This window comes from Nonomuraea sp. NPDC050202 (genome assembly GCF_040656115.1).
GTDB lineage: Bacteria > Actinomycetota > Actinomycetes > Streptosporangiales > Streptosporangiaceae > Nonomuraea.
Genome location: NZ_JBFALF010000011.1, coordinates 140,305 through 159,391 on the forward strand (window position 1 = coordinate 140,305; position 19,087 = coordinate 159,391).

The 19,087-nt window shown below is 73.9% G+C and carries 15 protein-coding genes; 6 read left to right on the forward strand and 9 right to left on the reverse strand.

Annotated elements, in window-relative coordinates:
* Positions 1–49 precede the first annotated feature (49 nt).
* A complete protein-coding gene (locus tag AB0I79_RS28195; protein ID WP_357878638.1) occupies positions 50–2,392 on the reverse strand; it encodes a WD40 repeat domain-containing protein in 2,343 nt (780 codons plus the stop codon).
* Between the two features lie 107 nt (positions 2,393–2,499).
* On the opposite strand from AB0I79_RS28195, the gene AB0I79_RS28200 reads away from it, so the two are divergent.
* Positions 2,500–3,396: a hypothetical protein gene (locus AB0I79_RS28200; RefSeq protein ID WP_357878641.1), complete on the forward strand. Its 897-nt coding sequence runs from the start codon at positions 2,500–2,502 to the stop codon at positions 3,394–3,396.
* A 9-nt stretch (positions 3,397–3,405) separates the two neighbouring features.
* Here AB0I79_RS28200 and AB0I79_RS28205 read toward each other — a convergent pair whose 3' ends face one another.
* Genes AB0I79_RS28205 through AB0I79_RS28225 form a run of 5 tightly spaced genes read right to left on the reverse strand, consistent with a single transcriptional unit; the run spans position 3,406 to position 8,629 of the window.
* On the reverse strand, positions 3,406–3,618 hold the full coding sequence (locus tag AB0I79_RS28205; protein ID WP_357878643.1) for a hypothetical protein: 213 nt from the start codon (positions 3,616–3,618) through the stop codon (positions 3,406–3,408).
* Between the two features lie 14 nt (positions 3,619–3,632).
* Positions 3,633–5,267: an alpha-L-arabinofuranosidase C-terminal domain-containing protein gene (locus AB0I79_RS28210; protein WP_357878646.1), complete on the reverse strand. Its 1,635-nt coding sequence runs from the start codon at positions 5,265–5,267 to the stop codon at positions 3,633–3,635.
* On the reverse strand, positions 5,264–6,106 hold the full coding sequence (locus tag AB0I79_RS28215; RefSeq protein ID WP_357878650.1) for a carbohydrate ABC transporter permease: 843 nt from the start codon (positions 6,104–6,106) through the stop codon (positions 5,264–5,266). The genes AB0I79_RS28210 and AB0I79_RS28215 overlap by 4 nt, the downstream gene beginning before the upstream one ends.
* Positions 6,103–7,065: a sugar ABC transporter permease gene (locus AB0I79_RS28220; protein ID WP_357878653.1), complete on the reverse strand. Its 963-nt coding sequence runs from the start codon at positions 7,063–7,065 to the stop codon at positions 6,103–6,105. The genes AB0I79_RS28215 and AB0I79_RS28220 overlap by 4 nt, the downstream gene beginning before the upstream one ends.
* Before the next feature lies 1 nt (position 7,066).
* Positions 7,067–8,629 (reverse strand): extracellular solute-binding protein, encoded by a 1,563-nt coding sequence (locus tag AB0I79_RS28225; protein WP_357878655.1) that lies wholly within the window; start codon positions 8,627–8,629, stop codon positions 7,067–7,069.
* 299 nt (positions 8,630–8,928) lie between these two features.
* On the opposite strand from AB0I79_RS28225, the gene AB0I79_RS28230 reads away from it, so the two are divergent.
* Both AB0I79_RS28230 and AB0I79_RS28235 read left to right on the forward strand, forming a co-directional pair.
* Complete coding sequence (locus tag AB0I79_RS28230) at positions 8,929–9,933, forward strand: LacI family DNA-binding transcriptional regulator (RefSeq protein ID WP_357878658.1); 1,005 nt, start codon at positions 8,929–8,931, stop codon at positions 9,931–9,933.
* Positions 9,934–10,142: 209 nt separating this feature from the next.
* A complete protein-coding gene (locus AB0I79_RS28235) occupies positions 10,143–11,225 on the forward strand; it encodes a hypothetical protein (RefSeq protein ID WP_357878661.1) in 1,083 nt (360 codons plus the stop codon).
* Here the strand turns inward: AB0I79_RS28235 and AB0I79_RS28240 are convergent.
* The gene (locus AB0I79_RS28240; protein ID WP_357878664.1) at positions 11,220–12,563 is read right to left on the reverse strand and encodes a VCBS repeat-containing protein; all 1,344 of its coding nucleotides are present in this window, start codon (positions 12,561–12,563) and stop codon (positions 11,220–11,222) included. The genes AB0I79_RS28235 and AB0I79_RS28240 overlap by 6 nt on opposite strands.
* A gap of 97 nt (positions 12,564–12,660) precedes the next feature.
* Between AB0I79_RS28240 and AB0I79_RS28245 the strand changes: the two genes are divergently transcribed.
* From AB0I79_RS28245 to AB0I79_RS28255, 3 genes are all read left to right on the forward strand, one after another.
* Positions 12,661–13,650: an endonuclease/exonuclease/phosphatase family protein gene (locus AB0I79_RS28245; RefSeq protein ID WP_357878667.1), complete on the forward strand. Its 990-nt coding sequence runs from the start codon at positions 12,661–12,663 to the stop codon at positions 13,648–13,650.
* 233 nt (positions 13,651–13,883) lie between these two features.
* On the forward strand, positions 13,884–15,863 hold the full coding sequence (locus AB0I79_RS28250) for an MMPL family transporter (protein ID WP_357878670.1): 1,980 nt from the start codon (positions 13,884–13,886) through the stop codon (positions 15,861–15,863).
* A gap of 139 nt (positions 15,864–16,002) precedes the next feature.
* The gene (locus tag AB0I79_RS28255; protein WP_357878673.1) at positions 16,003–16,848 is read left to right on the forward strand and encodes a phosphatase PAP2 family protein; all 846 of its coding nucleotides are present in this window, start codon (positions 16,003–16,005) and stop codon (positions 16,846–16,848) included.
* On the opposite strand, the gene AB0I79_RS28260 is transcribed toward AB0I79_RS28255, so the two are convergent.
* Both AB0I79_RS28260 and AB0I79_RS28265 read right to left on the reverse strand, forming a co-directional pair.
* The gene (locus tag AB0I79_RS28260; protein WP_357878676.1) at positions 16,799–17,920 is read right to left on the reverse strand and encodes an NAD-dependent epimerase/dehydratase family protein; all 1,122 of its coding nucleotides are present in this window, start codon (positions 17,918–17,920) and stop codon (positions 16,799–16,801) included. The genes AB0I79_RS28255 and AB0I79_RS28260 overlap by 50 nt on opposite strands.
* Positions 17,917–19,062, reverse strand: a complete 1,146-nt coding sequence (locus AB0I79_RS28265) for a hypothetical protein (RefSeq protein ID WP_357878679.1) — start codon at positions 19,060–19,062, stop codon at positions 17,917–17,919. The genes AB0I79_RS28260 and AB0I79_RS28265 overlap by 4 nt, the downstream gene beginning before the upstream one ends.
* Positions 19,063–19,087: the final 25 nt, after the last annotated feature.

The following is a 19,087-nucleotide window of genomic DNA, read 5'->3' on the forward strand; positions in this document are numbered from 1 at the left end:
CGGCCCCCGTCAGACGAGCGGACGAGCCGCGCGGGCGGCCAGGTACCTGTCATCGGCGGCAGACGTCGCGGAACGGCAGGTCCGGCACGTGCGCCGCCCACTCCTCGCGGGTGAGCGGGCGGGCCGCCTGGGCGCAGGCGGTGGCTGCCGGGTCGGCGGCGAGGGCGGAGGTGTCCCACTTCCAGACGGCGTAGGCGTCGCCGGCGACCTGCACGAGGTCGGCCGCCGCGGCGACCAGCGTCCTGCCGTCCGCCGTGAACGCCAGGGCGCGGACCTCGCCGCCGTGCCCGGCCAGCGGGGGTCCGAGCGGCTGGCCGGTGGCGGTGTCCCACAGTCTCACGGTGCGGTCCTGGTCCGCGGTGGCGAGGTAGGCGCCGCCCGGGGCGAAGGCCACGGCGTGGACGTGGCCGGTATGCCCGGAAAGGGGAGCACCGTGCGGGCGGGCCGGGGCCACGTCCCAGAGCCGGGCCGTCTGGTCCTCGCTCCCCGTCACGAGCAGCGCGCCTCCCGGCGCGAAGGCCAGCGACGTGACCGGGAGGGTGTGGGCGCGCAGCAGGCCGCGCCGCCTGCCGGTCGCCGTCTCCCACAGCAGCACCGTGCCGTCCGAGGCGCCGACGGCGAGCACGGTCCCGGAGTCGTCGAAGGCCGCCGCCGTGATCCGCCCCGACTGCCCGGACGCGGGTTCGCCCCTGGCTCTGCCCTCGGGCAGCGTCCAGACCTGGACCTCGGCGCCCGGCACGGCCGTGGCCTCCTGGACGGCCGTGGCGAGCAGGCGGCCGTCCTGGCTGTAGGCGAGGGGCCGGCCGCGTACGGAGGAGGGGCCGTCGAGGATGGCGGTGTTCAGGCCGTGGCCGGCGTCGTCGCTGCCGGAGGCGGCCAGCGAGCGGCCGTCGTGGCTGACCGCCAGCCCGTCCACGAGGTCGTCGGGCCGGATGCGCAGCCGCTCGCCGCGCCAGCGGGCCGCGCGCACGTCCCACGACCAGACGCTGCCGTAGCCGGGCCGGGTGCCGTCGTACGGCTGGACCACGAGCCGGCCGCCGTCTGCGCTCAGCACCACCTGCGTGGTGTCCCGGCGCTCGTACCAGCGTGCGGGGACCGGCCGGTCGGCCGGGACCTGGCCGTCGCCGCCGGGGAGCGCGAGCGGGTGGCGGGTGGCGCGCGGGATCCGCCACAGGCGTACGGTGGCGTCGGCGCCCGCGCTGGCCAGCAGGTTCCCGCCGGGGCTGAAGGCGACGGCGTTGACCGCGTGCGTGTGCCCGGTCAGCGGCTCCCCGAGCGGGCGGCGGCCCCGCACGTCCCAGAGCCTGATCGTGTGGTCCTGGCTCGCGGTGGCCAGGACGCGGCCGTCCGGGCTGAAGGCCGCCGAGGTGATCAGGCCGGTGTGGCCGGTGAGCGGGCGGCCGGCGGGCCGCCGGGTGGCGGCGTCCCAGAGCTGGATGTGCTCGCTGCCCGTGGTGCCGGCCAGCAGCCCGCCCCCGGGGCTGAACGCGAGCGCGGCCACCTCCTCGCGGGGCTCGGGCGTCACGCTGCCGGCGGCCGGTTCGAGCGGGTCGCCCGTCAGCAGGCCCGATCCGGCGTCGAACGTCCTGATCGGGCCGCCCGGGTAGGCGGCCGCGATGAGCGCGCCGTCGGGGCTGAACGCGACGGGCCCCGGGGCGCCTTCGAGCGAGCGCAGCGCGGCGACCGGGGTACCGGTGCCGACGTCCCACAGCCTGGACGTGCCGGCGGAGCCGGCGGTCGTGGCCAGCAGGGTCCCGTCGGGGCTGAACGCGGCCCACTGCCTGGCCCAGGGGGTCTCGCCGCCGCCGGTCCACGCCTGGCGGGTGGCGGTGTCCCAGACGCGCACGCCGCCGTCGGCGCTCGCCACGGCCAGGTGGCCGCCGTCGGCGCTGTACGCCACGGACATGCCGTCGGCCTGCTCCTCCCCCACCGGCCACGGCACGGGGGTGAGCCCGGCCACGTCCCACAGGCGCAGCGGCGCGGCCCTGCCGGTCGCGGCGAGGGTGGCACCATCGGGGCTGAACGCGACCGAGTGCACCTCGCCGGGGAGGCCGCGCAGCACGGCGAGCTGCGGCCTGGCCACCGCTGCCCGGAGCGCGGCGCGTGTCCCGGGGGTGGGCGGGGCGACCCTGGCGGCGGCCACCGCGAGCAGCCGGGCGATCCGGGGCTCGGTGGTGGCGAGGACCTGGCTCCGGGCGGCGAGCAGGCGGCCGAGCGCGAGGTCTCGCTGGGCGAGGGCTCGATCGCGCTCGGCGCCGGCCCGCACGTTCATGACCGCCAGGATCGCGGTGGCTGCCACGAGCACGGCCACCACGATGATCGCGGCCGGCCTCCTGCGGTCGCGGCGGGGCCTGGCTGATGAGCGCAGCCGCTCGAACACCGCGACCTCCACGGACGACAGGGTCACCCGTCACGCTAGACCCCGGGACGGCCCGCCTGCCCTCACCGCGGGCGTCTCGGTTCCGTACTTGTCGGCAAGGCCCGCTAGGTTCGGCGTCCATGATGGAAACAGACGTCATCGGCCAGGCCCTGCTGCGCGCCTTCGCGGACCGGGGGTATGAGGCGACGCTGCCCGACCCCTCCACCATCAGCGTCACGCTGGCCGGCGGCTCCAGCGCGAACGCCGACATCGGTTCGTGGCGCGAGCACGCCCGGGGCCTTGCCCCCGGCGCCCTGGCGGAGGCCGCGGACGCCTACGCCGGCCAGGCGGCCAGGGCGTTCGAGCGCGCCGCCACCGAGATCCCCGAGCCGGACCTGCGGGTGCGGCTGTATCCGGAGGAGGCGCTCGGCGACATGCTCGACGGGCTGGTGGCCAGGCGGCTCGCCCCCGGGCTGGTCGAGGCCGTGGTGATCGACTATCCCGACTCGATCGTGCCGCTCGACCGGGCCCGGCTCGGCGACCTGCGGGAGCAGTCCGCCTTCGGCGCCGCGCTGCAGCACTCGATCGACAAGGAGCCGCACTACGCCGAGTCCGCCGCCGTCCACGGCGTGCCGATCACGCACGTCGGCGGCACCCACCGGTACGTCGGCGCGCACGCGCACGTCCTGCGCCGGCACACCGGGCAGGCCCCGCACGGGGCGCTGGTGTCGTTCCCGCTGCCCGAGTACCTGCTGGTCCACGAGATCGGCGACGTGCACCTGTTCGCCGCGATGGAGGCGATGCAGGACCTGTCCCGGCGGCTCTTCGACTCCGGGGACAAGCCGGTCAGCCCGCAGGTCTACTGGTGGCGGCCCGGCGCGTACGAGGAGCAGCCCCAGCCGCAGGCCCTGTACGGCCCGCTCGTGCCCGACCTGCGCCCGGTCGGCATCCAGGTCGACCACCAGGAGAAGAGCGTCGCCTTCCTGACCGCCGACACCAACGAGCTGGTCGAGCTCTGGATGCGCGACCACGAATGACCGGGAGGGTCAGTGCGCCTGCCTGGCCGCGCGGCGGGCCGCGTCGATGGCCTCGGCGGGAGCCGGGCGGGGCTGGCCAGGACCATCCGCGGCGCGTACCGCGACGACCTGCTCCGCGCCGGGCACGAGCGCGTCGGTGACGTCGTCGGTGGCGAATCCCCAGGGTCCTGACAGGTCCTGCCAGTGCGGGCGCACCAGCAGGGGGCGGGGGTGGTCGGTCACGTTGCTCCAGATCGTCAGAGGGACAGCACGGTCACCGAGTGCGGCGCGACGGTCCACGCGCCGCCGCTCGACTCGACGTCGCCCAGGTCGCGCACGGCGATCGTGTCGGGCGCGCCGAGCGTGTTGACCGCGTCCAGGGCCGCGGCGTCGGCGCCCAGGGCGCGGATCCTGGCCGTGGCGGGCGTGTTGGCCTGCGCGCCGTCGAGCACGATCCGCAGGCGCACGGCCGCGTCGCGGTGCCGGTTGACGACGGCGATCCGCAGCGAGCCGTCGTCGGCGCGGGTGGCCGAGACGTCCACGTCGGGGACGGTCATGGGCGCGGTGAGCAGCCGGCCGTCGGGGCCGCGGTTGTCGCCGAGGGTGACCGAGGTGGTCCGCGCGGGCCCCGACACCTCGCACGGCAGGACGGTGCGGCCGGTGTGGTGCCGGTACAGGTGCCAGACGTGGTAGATGGCCGAGCGCAGCGCGCCGCCGGGGCGGGCGACGACCAGGCCGTTGGCGTTGACCAGGTTGACGGGGTTGGCCATGGAGACGGGCGCGGGCAGGCCGGCGGTGCGGTGGATGGCGTGGAAGACGCCGGCGCAGAAGATCGCGTCGGCGACCGTCCTGGGGCTCCACCGGTTGACGCGCACCTTGGGCGGGTCGTCCGCGGGCGCGGGCTCGCGCGGGGCGATGCCGCCGTCGTCGCCGGGCAGCGGCTGCGGCCAGCTCTCGGGCTCCAGGTGGCGCATGGTCCACTCGTCCAGGGCGAGCGCGGGCGGGCGGTCGAGGCCCGCCTCGGCGGCCAGGGCGGTGACGAGCTGGGAGTAGGTGTGCATCTCCCGCTCGAAGTACAGGGCCTGGGCCACGACGGCGTCGTAGTCGTCGCCGGTCCACAGGTGGGTGCTGGCTCCGTACAGGTGCAGGGACAGGTGGTCGAGCAGCGAGCCGGCCCGCTTGAGCAGCGGCCGGGTCCACTCCTCCTGCCGCCACGGGATGCCGACGCCGATCAGCTTGACGCCGGGATCGACCAGGCGCATGAACAGGGCGTGCTCGCGGGCCGAGGCGGCGTACTCCTCGGCCGTGCGGTGCCCCATCTGCCAGGGGCCGTAGACCTCGTTGCCGATGCCCCAGTAGCGCACGTTCCACGGCTCGGCCCTGCCGTTCTCGGCGCGGCGGGCGGTGAGGGTGGTGTCGCGGGCGGAGTTGGTGTACTCGATCCAGCGCACCGCCTCGTCCACGTCGCGCGCGGAGTGCACGAGGTACGGCTGCGCGCCGGCCGCCTCGCACCAGGCGAGGAACTCGTCGGTGCCGAACCGGTTGCTCTCGCGCCCGCCCCAGGCCAGCTCCAGCCTGCTGGGCCGGTCGTCGCGCGGGCCGATGCCGTCCTCCCAGTGGTAGGCGGAGGTGAAGTTGCCGCCCGGCCAGCGGATCGGTCCAGGGCCGAGCTCGCGCACGAGCTCCAGGACGTCGGCGCGCACGCCGCGCAGCGGGCCGGGCTCGTCGACGGACAGGGGCGAGCCCTCGTCGAACACCCCGCCGTCGATGTTGCCGAAGAACGCCGACTCCAGGAAGTGCCCGTAGACGTCGTCGTCGATGCGGCCGGCCGGCCGGCGGGTGTCGATGGTGACGAGCGCTTCCCGCATCCCGGTGGACTCCGTTTCCCTCATTGCTTCACCGCTCCCGCGATGCTGTCGACGAACTTGCGCTGGAGCGCCACGAACACGGCGATCACCGGGATCAGCGAGATCACGGCGGCGGCCGCCATGCCCGACCAGTCGGTGCCCCGCTCGCCCACGAAGACGGTCATGCCCACGGCCAGCGTGCGCAGATCGGGCTCGCTGAGCGTGAACACCAGGGGCAGCAGGTAGACGTTCCAGGCGAACAGGTAGGTGAGGATCACCACAGTGGCGGTGATCGGCCAGGCGAGCGGCAGCATCACCCGGAAGAAGACGGTGAAGGGCCCGGCGCCGTCGAGGCGGGCGGTCTCCTCCAGCTCCTTCGGCAGCCGCCGGAAGTAGCCCGCGTAGAGCAGGGTCGAGGCGATCTGCCCGCCCGCGCCCAGCCCGAGTATCACGCCGGTGTGCGTGTTGAGCAGCCTGAGCTGGTCGGTGAGCTGCGTGATCGGGATGATCGTGTAGCCCTCGGGGAGGAAGAACGTGACGAGGAACAGGCCGATGAGGAACTTCTTGCCGATGAAGTCGTAGCGGCCGAGCACGTACCCTGCCAGCGCGCTGCGCACGACCACCAGCAGCACGGTGCCGACCGTGATGATCAGCGTGTTGCCGAAGTAGGTGGCGAAGCCCACCTCGCTCCAGGCGCGGGCGTAGTTCTCCCACACCGGCTCCTCCGGCAGCAGGCCGAGGCCGCTGCCGAAGATCTCCGAGGAGGTCTTCAGCGACGCCGACACCAGCCAGACGAACGGGTACACCCACAGCCCGCCCAGCACCAGCAGCAGGACGGCCGTCACCACCTGCCGCGCGCTCGGGCGGCGCAGCCGGAGCGTCACGAGTCCGCCCTCCTGCCGCGCGCCCACCGCATGCCCAGCGCCTGCGCGATCGCGAGCACCATGGTCAGCAGCCCGAACAGCACGGCGGCGGCGGAGGCGTAGCCGAGCTGCGGGATGTTGGCCTGGAACGCCGTGCGGAAGATGAAGATCTCGATCACCTCGGATGAGAAGGACGGGCCCCCGCCGGTCAGGGTCTGCATCAGGTCGAAGACGTTGAACGCGGCCACGGTGTCGATCAGCGTGATGATCACCAGGAACGGCACCAGCAGCGGCATCGTCACGTGCCGGAACTCCGCCCAGGCGCCCGCGCCGTCGATCATCGCGGCCTCGTGCACGCCCCGCGGGATCGTCTGCAGCGCGGCGAGCCAGTAGATCAGGGTGATGCCCAGCCACTTCCACACCCACACCGCGATCCCGGCGTACAGGGAGGTGCCGGCGTTGGCGGCGAAGTTCTGCGGCGAGTCGATCAGCCCGGACCAGACCAGCGACAGGCTGACCGGGCCGCCGGCGTCGAGCAGGAGGGTGAACACGACGCCCACGATCGCGCCCGTGGTGACGACGGGCAGGAAGAACAGGGTGCGGAAGAAGCCCTTGAACGGCGTCTTCCTCGCGTTCAGCACCAGGGCCAGCGCGAGGGCCAGGCCGACCCGCAGCGGCACCGCGATCACGAGGAACACCAGCGAGTTCCAGAACGCGTTCCAGAACAGCTCGTCCCCGATCAGCCGCTCGAAGTTCTCGAACCCGATGAACGTGCCCGCGGCGGCGAAGCCCGGCCAGTCGAGGAAGGCGTACCACCAGGAGGCCAGCAGCGGGTAGACGGTGTACGCCCCGTACCCGAGTACGGTCGGGAGCAGGAACAGGTAGATCCACCAGTCCTGCCGCAGGCGTCGCGCCCATCCCCTCGGCGGGGGCGCGGGGACCGCGGCGGCGACGCTCTCGCGCCGGGAAGTCGTCGTCATCTCAGCGCCCGGCGTAGTCCTGCTGGCCATAGTCCTTCTTGCGGTCCCAGTTGGCGAACACCCAGGCCTTGAGGTCCACCTCGACGCCCTTCTCCTCGCGCACGACCTTCAGCGCGCGCTCGCGCTCGGCGCTGATCTGGTCGTTGAAGCGGCGGAGCTGGCCGCCGATGTCGGTGGAGGCGCCGGTCAGCACGGACTGGACGATGTCGCCGAGGTTGGGGTGGATGTCGCGCATCTCGGCCAGCACCTGCCAGACGCCGGGGTTGCCGACCTCGGGCACGGGGCCGATGCGCACGTCCTCCTGGAAGTTGGCCACGCACCTGCGGTACGCGTCGTGCACCTCGGCCTGGTCGATGACCTCGGCGGCCAGGGCGGGCGGCTGGTCCATGGCCTCGGCCAGGCGGGTCTGGAACTCCTTGGTGGTCATCCGCAGCATGAGCTCGGCGGCGGTCCTGGCCTGCTTGGACTGGCCGGACACCCAGAACGTGCCGGACGAGGGCGGGCTGTAGACGAAGTTCCTGGTGGTCTCGGGGCAGGGGATGTGCCAGGTGCCGACGCCGCGCTCGACCGCCTCCGGCTCGTCCACCCGCAGGCCGCCGATGAACCAGGCGCCCCACAGGTAGATGCCTGCCTGTCCGGCCGCCCAGCGGGCGCGGGCGTCGCGGGCGCCCATCGAGGCCGAGGCCGGATGGACGACCTTGTCCTTCTGGAGGCCGGCCAGGAACTCGATGGCGTCGATGTACGGCCGGCTGTCGTAGACGTAGGCGCCGGTCGTCCAGTCGACGTTGCCGGGCCCCGGCGCGCCGGCGGTCATCGCCAGCCGCTCCACCAGCGCGCGCAGGTACTCCGGCTCCTTGCTCGGCACCACGATGCCGTAGGCGCCGCTGTCGTTGCCGCGGGTGATCTTGCGGGCGATCTCGCGGAGCTTGTCCCAGGTGCCCGGCTCCTCCTCGTGGTCCACGCCGGCCTGCCGCAGCATCGCGGTGTTGAACCACGGCACCGCCTCGTGCCAGCGGCCGGAGAACGGCGGGAAGGAGTAGACCTCGCCGTTGAAGCGGTGCATGCCGTCGTGCAGGAGCTCGCCGACCGGGCTGCCGGCGAAGTCGGCGAGCTTGCCGATCGGCTGGAACCAGCCCTCGCTCACCAGGGCGGCCGGGGAGACGCCGCCCAGGCCCGCCAGGGAGTGCACGTCGGGCATCTGGTTGCTGCGCCGGCCGACCTGCAGCGCCTGGCCGAGGTCGGGCGCGTCCATCTGGCGCCGTTCGACGGTGACGCCCGGGTGCGCCTTCATGAAGGGGGCGAACAGGTCGTCCTGCAGCATCTTGGTCAGCGGGCGGAACTGGTCCCACCATTGCAGGGCGCCGCCGCCGCTGCCCGCGCTCGCGCTCCGCTCGGCCAGCTGGCCGCCGCCGGTGCAGCCGGCCAGCGCCGCGGCCAGGACGGCGGCGCCCGCGCCGCCGAAGAGGCGGCGCCGGGTGAGGTCGCTCGGATTCGTTCGGCTCTGCCCGGCGCCGGCGGCGCTCGGGGTGGTGGTTCCAGAGATCCGGTGGTGATGCCGCCCCATGGCGACTCCTCTATGTCTGTGTCTTCGACTCGGTCACCGACCTGGTCCGCTCGCCCTGGCGAGCCAGGGATCCCCCCGGAGCGGATCTATGTTTGCGCTAACTTAGGCGTGGCGCCTATCAGCGTCAAGGACGTCTTGGTGAGATCCGCCCGCCGACGTGCCGATTCCACGCCGGAATCGCAGCGATGTAGCCTGTCGGCGTTCCACCTCGCGGCAGCCCCGTAACGCGCTGCCCTGACGAAGGGAGGCAGCCGGGCGTGGTGCGACCACCGGGGACGAGGGCGTCCGGAGGGCCGTCCATGGCGGACGTCGCCAAGCTCGCCGGAGTCTCGGGCCAGACCGTGTCACGGGTCGTCAACGGCAACGACCGCGTGACCGCCGCGACGCGGCTCAAGGTCGAGGCGGCCATGCAGCAGCTCGGCTACCGCGCCAACATCGCCGCCAGGGCGCTGGCCACGGGCCGGTTCGGCACGATCGGCGTGGTCATGTTCAACCTCAGCGCCGTGCTCAACGTCCGCATCGTGGAGGCGGTCGTGACGGGCGCGCAGGCGCGCGGCTACTCCGTCAGCGTGGCCGTGGTCGACGGGCCCACCGAGAAGGACGTGCGCGCCGCCGTGCGCGGGCTCACCGACCGGGCGGTGGACGGCGTGATCGTGATCGAGGCGCGCGTGCTCGACACCCCGCACCTCCGGCTTCCCGAGGAGGTGCCGCTCGTCATCGCCGACAGCAGGGCGGCGCACAAGCACCCGACGTTCGGCATGGACGAGGCGGCGGGGGCCCGCGCGGCCGTCGACCACCTGCTCGGGCTCGGCCACGCCACCGTGCACCACGTCGCCGGCCCGGCCGGCTCCAACCCGGCGCAGCGGCGGCGGGCCGCCTGGCAGCGGCAGCTCAAGCGTTCGGGGCGGGCGGTCCCCCCGCCCGTCGCCGGCGACTGGTCCCCGCGCTCCGGCTACGACGCCGCGCTGCGGCTGCTGGCCGACGACGGGGTGACCGCCGTGTTCGCGGCCAACGACCAGATGGCCGTGGGGGTGCTGCGGGCGGCGGCGGAGCTGGGGCGGCGGGTGCCCGGCGACCTGAGCGTCGTGGGCTTCGACGACCTGGACTTCGCGCCGTTCCTGACGCCGCCGCTGACCACGGTCCGGCAGGACCTGGAGACGGTGGGGCGGCGCTGCGTGGAGCACCTGATCGCGCGGATCGAGGAGCCGCGCGGGGCCGGCGTGCCCCAGCCGGCCAGCCGGTTCGTCCGCCCCGAGCTGATCGTCCGCGCCTCCACCGCCCCGCCGCCCGCCGGTCGCCGCTGACGAGCGCAGGCCCTCACGGCCGACGATCGGCCGTTGACAGGCCGGCGAGGTTAGCGCAAACATGAAACAGCGTCGATGACGATCCTCTCCCCCGACCCCGTCAGAGAGCAGGCACCTTGCTTCGTCGACTGTCGATCGTCGCGCTGACCGCGGCCCTGGCCACGGTCTCGCCCCTCACTCCCGCCGCCTTTGCAAGGGGAGGCAAACCCGTGACCGAACCGCTCCCCGCCGCGCACGGCGCCCTCGGCGCGAACTTCAACCAGAACCTCGACGCCCTCGACTACCGCGAGCTGCGCGAGTCCGGCACCCGCTGGGTGCGCGGCTTCTACCCGATGCCGGCCACCGACCAGGGCGACCCGGCCGGGCACTTCGCGATCAGTACGATCACCGACGCGGGCCGCCGCGGCTACGACACCATCCTGAGCCTCAAGTGGCCGTACAACTCCGCCTCCTTCCCGCAGCCCGGCAGCGCCGCGATGGCGGCGGAGCTGGCGCGGCTGGACCGGGTGCTGCCCACGGTGCTGAACAAGGTGGACATCCTGGCCATCGGCAACGAGCCGTTCATCGAGAGCCTGCCCGCCGAGCGCGACGAGCGGCTCAACGTGTTCTACGAGACCGTCGCCCGGCACGTCATCGACCACCGCCGCGAGCACTGCGGCGCGAACTGCCGCACCACCCTCTACATGGGCGCGCTGAACCGCCTCGACCTGGCCGACCGGCGCACCCCGGCGGCGGAGCGCTGGATGACCTTCGTCCGCGAGACGCCCGAGATCCAGGGCGTCGACATCCACCCGCACATCCCGGCGCCGGAGAACGCGCAGGCCTTCCTCGACTACGTCCTGCCGAGGATGCGCCCCGACCAGACGTACCTCGTGACCGAGTTCTCGCTCGTGTGGTACTGGAAGCGGCACCTGCGGGACACGGTGGCCGAGGAGTTCGCCGAGCGGTACGGGTTCCCCGCCGGCACCGAGGTGTGGCAGGTGATCAAGGCGGCCGTCGACGAGCCGTTCAGCCGCAAGCAGTGGGACGACTTCCTGACCAGCAGCCCGTGGTTCATGGAGCAGGCCGGCTTCCTGCGCCAGCAGATGGCGCTGTACCGGGGGACGGGACGGCTGGCGGTGGCCACGTACGGGTTCAAGCAGGACGATCTGATGGTCGGGAACTTCGGGCCGGACAAGGATCCGTGGCTGCTCAACAGCGTGTTCGTGCCGTACACCGTCAAGACCCGCGGCAACGGGCTGTCGGCGCCGAACCACTGGCTGAAGGACTTCAGGGCCCTGCAGCGCTCATGACGGCACGTCGGCGGTCCGGAAGCCCGACACCGCCGTCTTCCCGTCCGTCACCACGATGGCGGAGTCGTCGTCCCCCGTGACGAACGCGAGCTCGTCGTCCCCGTCGCCGTCGTAGTCCCCCGCCGCCAGCGGCGCGGCCTCGCCCAGGCCGGCGACGTCCCTGCCCGGCGCGAGGCCGCCCGCGCCGCCCCAGAAGACCTTCGGGGCGGTGGCGGTCACGTGCCGCGAGGGTGCCGCGCCACCGAAGGCGAGGTCGTCGTGGCCGTCGCCGTCGAAGTCGCCGGAGACGGCGGCGCCCGCGGAGCCCTTGAAGACCGCCTGCCGGCCGTTCCCGTAGGAGACGGTCAGCGTGCGGTGCACGGAGGGCGGCTCGGTCTCGTAGCCGGGCTCGTTGTTGCGGCTGCCGTCGTCGCCGACCGCGACGTCCCTGGCGCCGTCGCCGTCGAAGTCGCCGAACGCGGCCGCCATGCCCCGGTTGAGCTTCCTGCCCGCCCTCTGCAGGCCGCCGGGGCCGGCGGCGAGCAGCCAGCCGCTGACCTGCTCGCCGTCGTCGCCCTCGTGGACGAGCAGCGCGGTGGCGCGGCGGCCGTGGATCTCGTCGGCGGTCATCCTCCAGAAGTCCCCGCCGGTCGGCGACGGCCGGGTCTCGCTCCGGGCCGGGGCGCCCTTCCGGGTGAAGGGCCCGTACAGGATGGTCAGGTCCGCGGCGAGCCCGCCGGACGCGGGCGGGGTGGCCGTCGCCACGTCCGCGGCGCCGTCCCCGTCGAAGTCGCCCGCGACGCCCCGGGAGCCCGCCGGCCCGCTCGCCGCGGGCAGCCGCAGTGGCGTGGGGCGGGCCGTCGCCGCGATGCCCCTCCTGCCGCCCCAGAAGATGTACGAGCCCTGCGGCTCGCCGTCAGGACCTCCGTAGGCGAGGATGTCGCCGAAGCCGTCGCCGTCGAGATCGGCCCTGGTGCCGCCGCCGATCAGCCACGAGGTGAACGTGGCGGGCGGCACCACCACCCCCTTCGCGGGGACGAGCCCTGCCGCCGAGCCGTGGACGACGCCCAGCCGCCTGCCGTCCGGGGGGCCGAACTCCGCCACCAGGTCCGCGTACCCGTCGCCGTTGACGTCGTCGGCCCGCCTGCTCGCGGGCGGGGCCGAGGCGGACCCGGATCGGGGGGACGCCGTCACGGTGGCAGGCGGTGCGGTGGCAGGCGGTGCGGTGGAGCCGGGGCCGGGCGAGGCCGAGGTGTGCCCGGGGCGGGGCGAGGCCGCCGGCGCTCCCTCGCGGGATCCGCCCGTGCAGCCTGCGAGCGTCATGGCCGCCACCAGCAAGATCATCGACTTTCGCCGCACAGCCCGACAGCCTAGGGCAGCGCGGGCCGCGCCTTCTCGTGCTCCGCGGTCCCGGTCCTCATGTGGCGTTAAGAAAGCCCGCTTAACGTGGGCGGCTGTGCTGGTGAGAGAGGCTGTGGAGACGGAGCGGCGGGCACGGCCCCGCCGGGTGTGGCGCAGGAGGGTGGCCGCCGGGGTGGCCGTGCTGTTCGCGGCGGGGACGGCCGTGCGGCTCGGCGGGCTGGAAGCGGGCGTCTTCCTGGTGCCGATGGTCTCCTTCACGCCCTACTTCGCCCTCGCCGCACTGCTCGTGCTGGGGGTCGCGGCGCTCCTGCGCAGCCGGGCCGCGATCGCGATCATGCTGGCGGTGTGCGCCTGCCTGGCCTGGTGCGTGCTGCCGCGGGCGATCGGCGGCGGCGAGGCCGCCGGCGGCCGGGCGCTGCGGGTGCTGACGGCCAACCTCAACGGCGGGCGCGGCGACGCGGCGGTGATCGTCGATCTGGCCCGCAGGCTGAACGTGGACGTGCTGAGCATCCAGGAGCTGACGTACGCCGCCCGTGACCGGCTGGCGGCGGCCGGGCTGGCGGAGCTGCTGCCGTACCACCTCGGCAGGGCCGACCACCGCGGCCCGGAGGGCAGCGGCCTCTACTCCCGCTACCCGATGACCGAGCGCATGGGGCTGTTCCGGCCGGTCGGGCACCACATGCCGGTGGCCGAGGTGTCGCTGCCCGGCGGATCGGCCGTGGAGGTGGTGGTCGTGCACCCGGTCGCACCCGTGCCCTCGACGGTGCCGGAGTGGGAGGCGGGGGTCTCCTCCCTGCCGCCCGCGCCCGCCTCAGGGCCGCCCCGGATCCTGGCGGGCGACTTCAACGCCACCCTCGACCACGCGGTCTTCCGCCGGCTGCTCGGCACCGGCTACACGGACGCGGCGGCCTCCACCGGGCAGGGACTGACCCCGACCTGGCCGTATGGGCGCTCGCTGCCGCCGCTGGTGGCCATCGATCACGTGCTGACGGACGGGCGGGGGTCGGCGGCGGGAGTGCAGGTGTTCGACGTGCCGGGGTCCGATCACCGCGCGCTCTTCGCGGACCTGCGGATCAGGGGCTGAACCGGCGGCGCTGAATGACCGGACGAGTATGACCGTCGAGAGAAATTCAATCCGGCGATGTCCCGCTCGATCCACTCATGACGCGAATATGAGACACCTGCAAAAAGTTGTTTAAGCAGGACCGGGAATTTATGGTCTACGTGCCGGCCGGCACTTTCATATCGAGGGCCGGGGGTGGGCGGGAATTGTCGGTTTTGTTTCGTATGAGGGCTGCGCGGAAAATCGCGGCCGGCGTGGTCGTCGCGTGGGTGGCCATCGCCGTCGCGGCCGTGCTCGCGAGCGGCCCGCTCGACGACGTCCGGGTCACCAGCGGCAGCTCCATGCTGGCCCGGGGCGCCGAGTCGGCCCGCGTCCTCGACCTGCTGGCCAAGCAGTCCGGCCGGGTGGTCCCCGCGCTCGTGATCTACGAACGCCCCGGGCCGCTCCAGCGGGACGACCTCAGGGCGGCCCGGCAGGACCTGCGGCAGTTCGCGAGCGTCCCCGGCGTGGTCGGCATGGCGTCCGCGCCCGTGCCCAGCGCCGACGGGCGCGCGCTCCAGGTCACCGTGCTGCTGTCCGGCAAGCCCGGCGTGCTCGTCAGCCCGCTGGTCGAGCAGCTGCGCCAGATCACCGCCGAGGGCAGCCCGCCGGGGCTGATCAGCTACGTGAGCGGCGCGGGCGGCGCCGCGGCCGACTACGTCGACTCCTTCCGCCGGGTCGACGGCACGCTGCTGGCGCTGAGCCTGGCCGTGGTGCTCCTGGTGCTGCTCGCCGTCTACCGCAGCCCCGTCCTCTGGGTGATCCCCATGCTGGCCGTGGTGGTGGCCTACCTGTGCTCCGCCGCGGCGATCTACGCGCTGGCCCGCTCGGGGCTGATGACGCTGCGGGCCGCCACCCCCGAGGTGTTCACCGTGCTGGTGTTCGGTGTCGCCACCGACTACGCGCTGCTGCTCGTCGCCCGCTACCGCGAGCGGCTGCGCACGACCGCGGACCAGGCGGCGGCGCTGAAGGACGCGCTGTCCGGCGGCATCCGCACGGTCGTCGCCTCGGCCCTCACGGTGGCGGGCGGCGTCGGCTGCCTCGTGGTGGCCGACACGCACGCGCTGCGCTCCATCGGCGCGGCGGCCGCCGTCGGCATCCTGATCACGACGGTCGTGATGGTCACGCTGCTGCCCGCGCTGATGCTCCTGGGCGGGCGGCGCGCGTTCTGGCCGAGCACGCCGCGCCCCGGGCAGACGGAGCGCGACGGGCTCTGGCAGGGCGTGGCGGGCTTCGTCGGCCACCGTCCCCGCCTTGCCTGGGCGGGCTCCGCCCTGCTGCTGACCATGCTCTGCATGGGCCTGACCACGCTCGACGCCTCGGGCATCCCGCCGTCGTCGCTGTTCACGATGCGTACCGACTCCGTGGCCGGCTACGACGCCCTGCGGCGGCACTACCCGGCCAGCGCCCCCGTCGTGGTCATGGCCAGGCAGGACAGGAGCGCCGCCGTGGAGCAGGCGGTGCACACGGCGGAGGGCGTGGTGGCGATGCGGCCGGGGCCGCCCGCCCCGTGGCGCACGTTCGACGTCGTGCTCGCCGCGGAGCCGAACACACCGCAGGCGCAGCGCCTGGTGGAGGACCTGCGCGGCGCCGTGCGCGCCGCGGCGGGGGGCGCGGCCCTGGTGGGCGGGTTCACCACCGAGCTGCTCGACGTGCAGGCCGCGGTCGTCGACGACGCGCTCCTCATCGTGCCGCTGATCCTGCTGGTCGTGGGGCTGATCCTGGTCGTCCTGCTGCGCTCGCTGGTGGCGCCGCTGCTGCTGATGGGCACGGTGGTGCTGTCGTTCGCGGCCACGCTGGGGTTGTGTTCGGCGCTGTTCACCCAGTTCCTGGGGTATCCGGTCGTCGACGCGTCGTTCGCCCTGTACGCGTTCGTCTTCCTCATGGCCTTCGGCATCGACTACAACATCTTCCTGATGGCCCGCGTACGCGAGGAGGCCGTCCGGCTCGACACCCGCGAGGCGACCCTGCACGCCCTGCGCGCGACCGGCGGGGTCATCACCGCGGCCGGGGTGGTGCTGGCGGCGGCGTTCTTCGTGCTGACCGTGCTGCCGCTGGTGCCGGTCGTGCAGCTCGGGCTGCTGGTGGCGGTCGGCGTCGTCATCGACACGGTGGTCGTGCGGTCCTTCCTCGTGCCGGCGCTGGCCCATCACCTGGGGCGGCGGATCTGGTGGCCGGCGCGTGCCGCCTCCTGACCTCTCACCCGGCGCGACCCGCGTCCGCCCGGGAGAAGCGGGAATCGCGGGCCCGGCAGCCATTCATGCGCAGGTGCGGCCCGACATTTTCGGGCGGAAATTCGGCCGAAGGGTGAAATTCCGCCCGGCTGAATGGCTCATGCTGGGCTATTTCGCGGTCATGACGCTCATCGTGGCCGCGTTCCGGGATCGCCTGGCGGATTGGGCAGAGCTGCTCGCCGGATATGCGCTCGCAGCCCTGCTTCTGCTCGTGCTGGCGGAAGCCGAGCGGCGCTTTCCCGATGGCAAGGCGGTGCGGTTCGCCCGGTTCTCCGGGCCGTTCCTCGTGCTCCCGTTCGTGTACGGCGCCGCCGCCCGCACCTCCCGCGTCCTGCACGGGCGCTACCTCGACGCCGACCTGCACGCCTGGGAGACGGCGCTGCTCGGCTTCGCGCCCAACACCGCCGTCACGGCGGCCATCGGCTCCCCGCTGGTGACCGAGGTGCTGACCTTCTGCTACTTCACGTTCTACGGCTGCTTCCTGATCCCGGCGATCCTGTACGCCCGGGGCCGCGCGCCGCTGGCCGAGCGTTACGTGTTCGCCGCGCTGGCCGTGTTCCTGCCCTCCTACCTGGGGTTCATCGCGATCCCGCTGGCGGGCCCCGCGCTGGCGCTGCCCGAGCTGTTCGCCGCCCACGGCCCGTCCGGGTACGCGGTCGCCGCCGTGCAGGGCGAGATCATGGCCGCCTTCGACCCGCCCGGCGCGTGCTTCCCCTCGACGCACGTGGGCGGCGCCTGGATCACCCTGCTCTGCCTGCGCCGGCACGTCTCCAGGAACGTCCGTCTCGTGTTGGGGGCGCTGACCGCGGGGCTGACGGTCGCCGTCGTGTACGACTGGTACCACTACCTCTCCGACGCCGTGGCCGGGCTGGCGGTGGCGCTGGTGGTGCACGCCGTCACGGAGCGGCTGGCAGCGCGGCGAGCGCGGCCTCGAATCCCCGGATGAGCGTGGTGGCGGGCGCGAACCCCAGCTCGCGTACGGCGTCGTCCGGCACGCACGTCCAGTCGGCGCGGCGCATCTCCCGGGCCTTGTCCCGGTTCAGCGCCGGAACGGCACCCCGCGCGGCGAGCTCGGCCAGCGCGGCCACCGCGTGCACGGCCGGCATCGGCACCGGCAGCACGAGGGGGGCCCGGCAGCCGGCCGCCCGGGCGAGGGCACGGCAGATGTCGGACCAGCCGTAGGCATTGCCGTCGCTGATCGGGTAGAGGCCGGGGCAGGCGCCGGCGGCTTGCAGGACCGGATCCCGTCCGTCCGGTCGCTGGGCGGGGCCGCATTCACCAGGTCGTCGTTGGGCGGGGCCGTATCCGGCGGGTCGCTGGGCGGGGCCGCGTTCACCAGGTCGTCGCTGGGCGGGGCCGTATCCGGCGGGTCGCTGGACGGGGCCGCGTCCGGCGGGTTGGAGGACGGGGCCGCGTTCGGCGGCGGCGAGCAGGGCCGTGCACAGGTCGTCCACGTAGACCATGCCGTAGCGGCGAGGGCCGTAGCCCGCCTTGACGACGACGCCGAGCCGGATCATGGGCAGGAGCGCGGGCAGCAGCGCCTCCTCGCCGGGCCCGTACACGATGCCGGGGCGCAGGATGACCGCGGGCACCCGGCCCGCGTGCTGTCTGACGACCTGCTCGCCCGCCCGCTTGCTGGCCCCGTACAGGGAGATGGCCGGGCCCGCCGCGAGCGAGGAGCACATGACGAGGCGCGCCGGGCGGTGCTGCGCGGCCAGCGCGTGCACCAGCCGGGAGACACCGTCGCGGTTGACCGCCCAGAACCCGGCGGGGGTGCGGGCCCGCAGGGCGGCGGCCAGGTGGATCACCCGGTCTGCGCCCCGCAGCGCCTCGGTGATGCCCCGGCCGGTGGTCAGGTCGCCGGGCACCACCTGGACGCCCAGCTCACGCAGCGCCCTGGCGCGCGGAGAGGGCCGGGCCAGGGCCGTGACAGTGCCGCCGCGCGCCAGGATCATGCGGGTCAGCCGCGCGCCGATGAACCCGGTGGCGCCGGTGACCAGGTAGTGCGGAGCCGTCACAGCTCCCGCCCGTAGATGCGGTACGCCTTGGTACGGGTGCCGCCGATCAGGGACAGGTAACTGTTGATGGCCTGGTTGTCCTCCAGCGTCCAGCCGACCTCCATGCCGCCGCGGTAGCCGCCGGCCGTGACGGCCTCCTGGCTGCGGGCGAGGAGCGCGGCCTCGACACCGTGCCTGCGCAGATCCGGGACGACGCCGAACAGCACGCCGCGGACACGGTCGATGCGCCGCGCCGCCAGGGACAGCCGTACCCGCCCGATCGGCAGCCCGAAGCGGCTGAGGCGGCCCCGCGCCGCGACCAGGGCCTGGTTGAAGTCGGGCAGGGCCAGCGCCACCGCCACCGGCTCGCCCGCCACCTCGGCGAGCTGCACGAGCCGCGGGTCCATGATCTTGCGCAGCCGCTGCTTGGCCACGGCGAACTCCGCGTCCGTCATCGGCGTGAAACCCCAGTTGCCCTGCCAGGCGCGGTCGAAGACGAGCTTGACCCGGTCGAGGTCGCCGTCGAGGCGCGCCGGGTCGAGCGGCCGTACGGTGAGCCGGTGGCGCAGCTCGGCCCGCCGGGCGATGCTCAGCAGCCGCTCGGGCGGCACCCACCCCGTGCCGTCCCACGCCCACAGGTCCTTCGCCTTGGCCATCCCGCACGACTCCAGCAGCGCCGGATAGTAGGCCGGGTTGTACGGCATCAGCACGCTCGGCGGCGCGTCGAACCCCTCGACCAGCACCCCGCACTCGTCGTTCATGGTGAAGTTGACCGGCCCCAGCATGGTCTCCAGCCCACGCCCGCGCAGCCACCGCGCCGCGGCGTCCAGCAGCTCGCGCGCGACCGCCGGGTCGTCGGCGCACGCGAACTGCCCGAAGAAGCCGTCGCGCGCCTGGTGGACCCTGTTGTGCCGGGGATTGTGCACGGCGGCGACCCGGCCGGCGACACGCCCGTCACGGCGTACGGTGAACAGCTCGACCTCGCCGTAGCGGAAGAACGGGTTGCGCCGCCGGTCGAGCAGGCGCCGGCAGTCGCCGCGCAGCGGCGGCACGAAGTGCGGATCGCCGCCGTGCAGCCGGTACGGCAGCTCGATGAACTCCGCGAGCCCGCGCCGCCCCCTGACGGGCTCGGCGGGACGCGGTGACGAGGACGAGACCGGCATGACGACCCCCTGCGCTGAACGGCCC

What these genes read in the sequence shown, in the direction of transcription:
- AB0I79_RS28200 (WP_357878641.1), top strand. Translation starts at nt 2,500, where the DNA reads ATGATGGAAACAGACGTCATCGGCCAGGCCCTGCTGCGCGCCTTCGCG.
- AB0I79_RS28210 (WP_357878646.1), bottom strand. Translation starts at nt 5,267, where the DNA reads ATGAGGGAAACGGAGTCCACCGGGATGCGGGAAGCGCTCGTCACCATC.
- AB0I79_RS28220 (WP_357878653.1), bottom strand. Translation starts at nt 7,065, where the DNA reads ATGACGACGACTTCCCGGCGCGAGAGCGTCGCCGCCGCGGTCCCCGCG.
- AB0I79_RS28225 (WP_357878655.1), bottom strand. Translation starts at nt 8,629, where the DNA reads ATGGGGCGGCATCACCACCGGATCTCTGGAACCACCACCCCGAGCGCC.
- AB0I79_RS28230 (WP_357878658.1), top strand. Translation starts at nt 8,929, where the DNA reads ATGGCGGACGTCGCCAAGCTCGCCGGAGTCTCGGGCCAGACCGTGTCA.
- AB0I79_RS28255 (WP_357878673.1), top strand. Translation starts at nt 16,003, where the DNA reads ATGCTGGGCTATTTCGCGGTCATGACGCTCATCGTGGCCGCGTTCCGG.
- AB0I79_RS28265 (WP_357878679.1), bottom strand. Translation starts at nt 19,062, where the DNA reads ATGCCGGTCTCGTCCTCGTCACCGCGTCCCGCCGAGCCCGTCAGGGGG.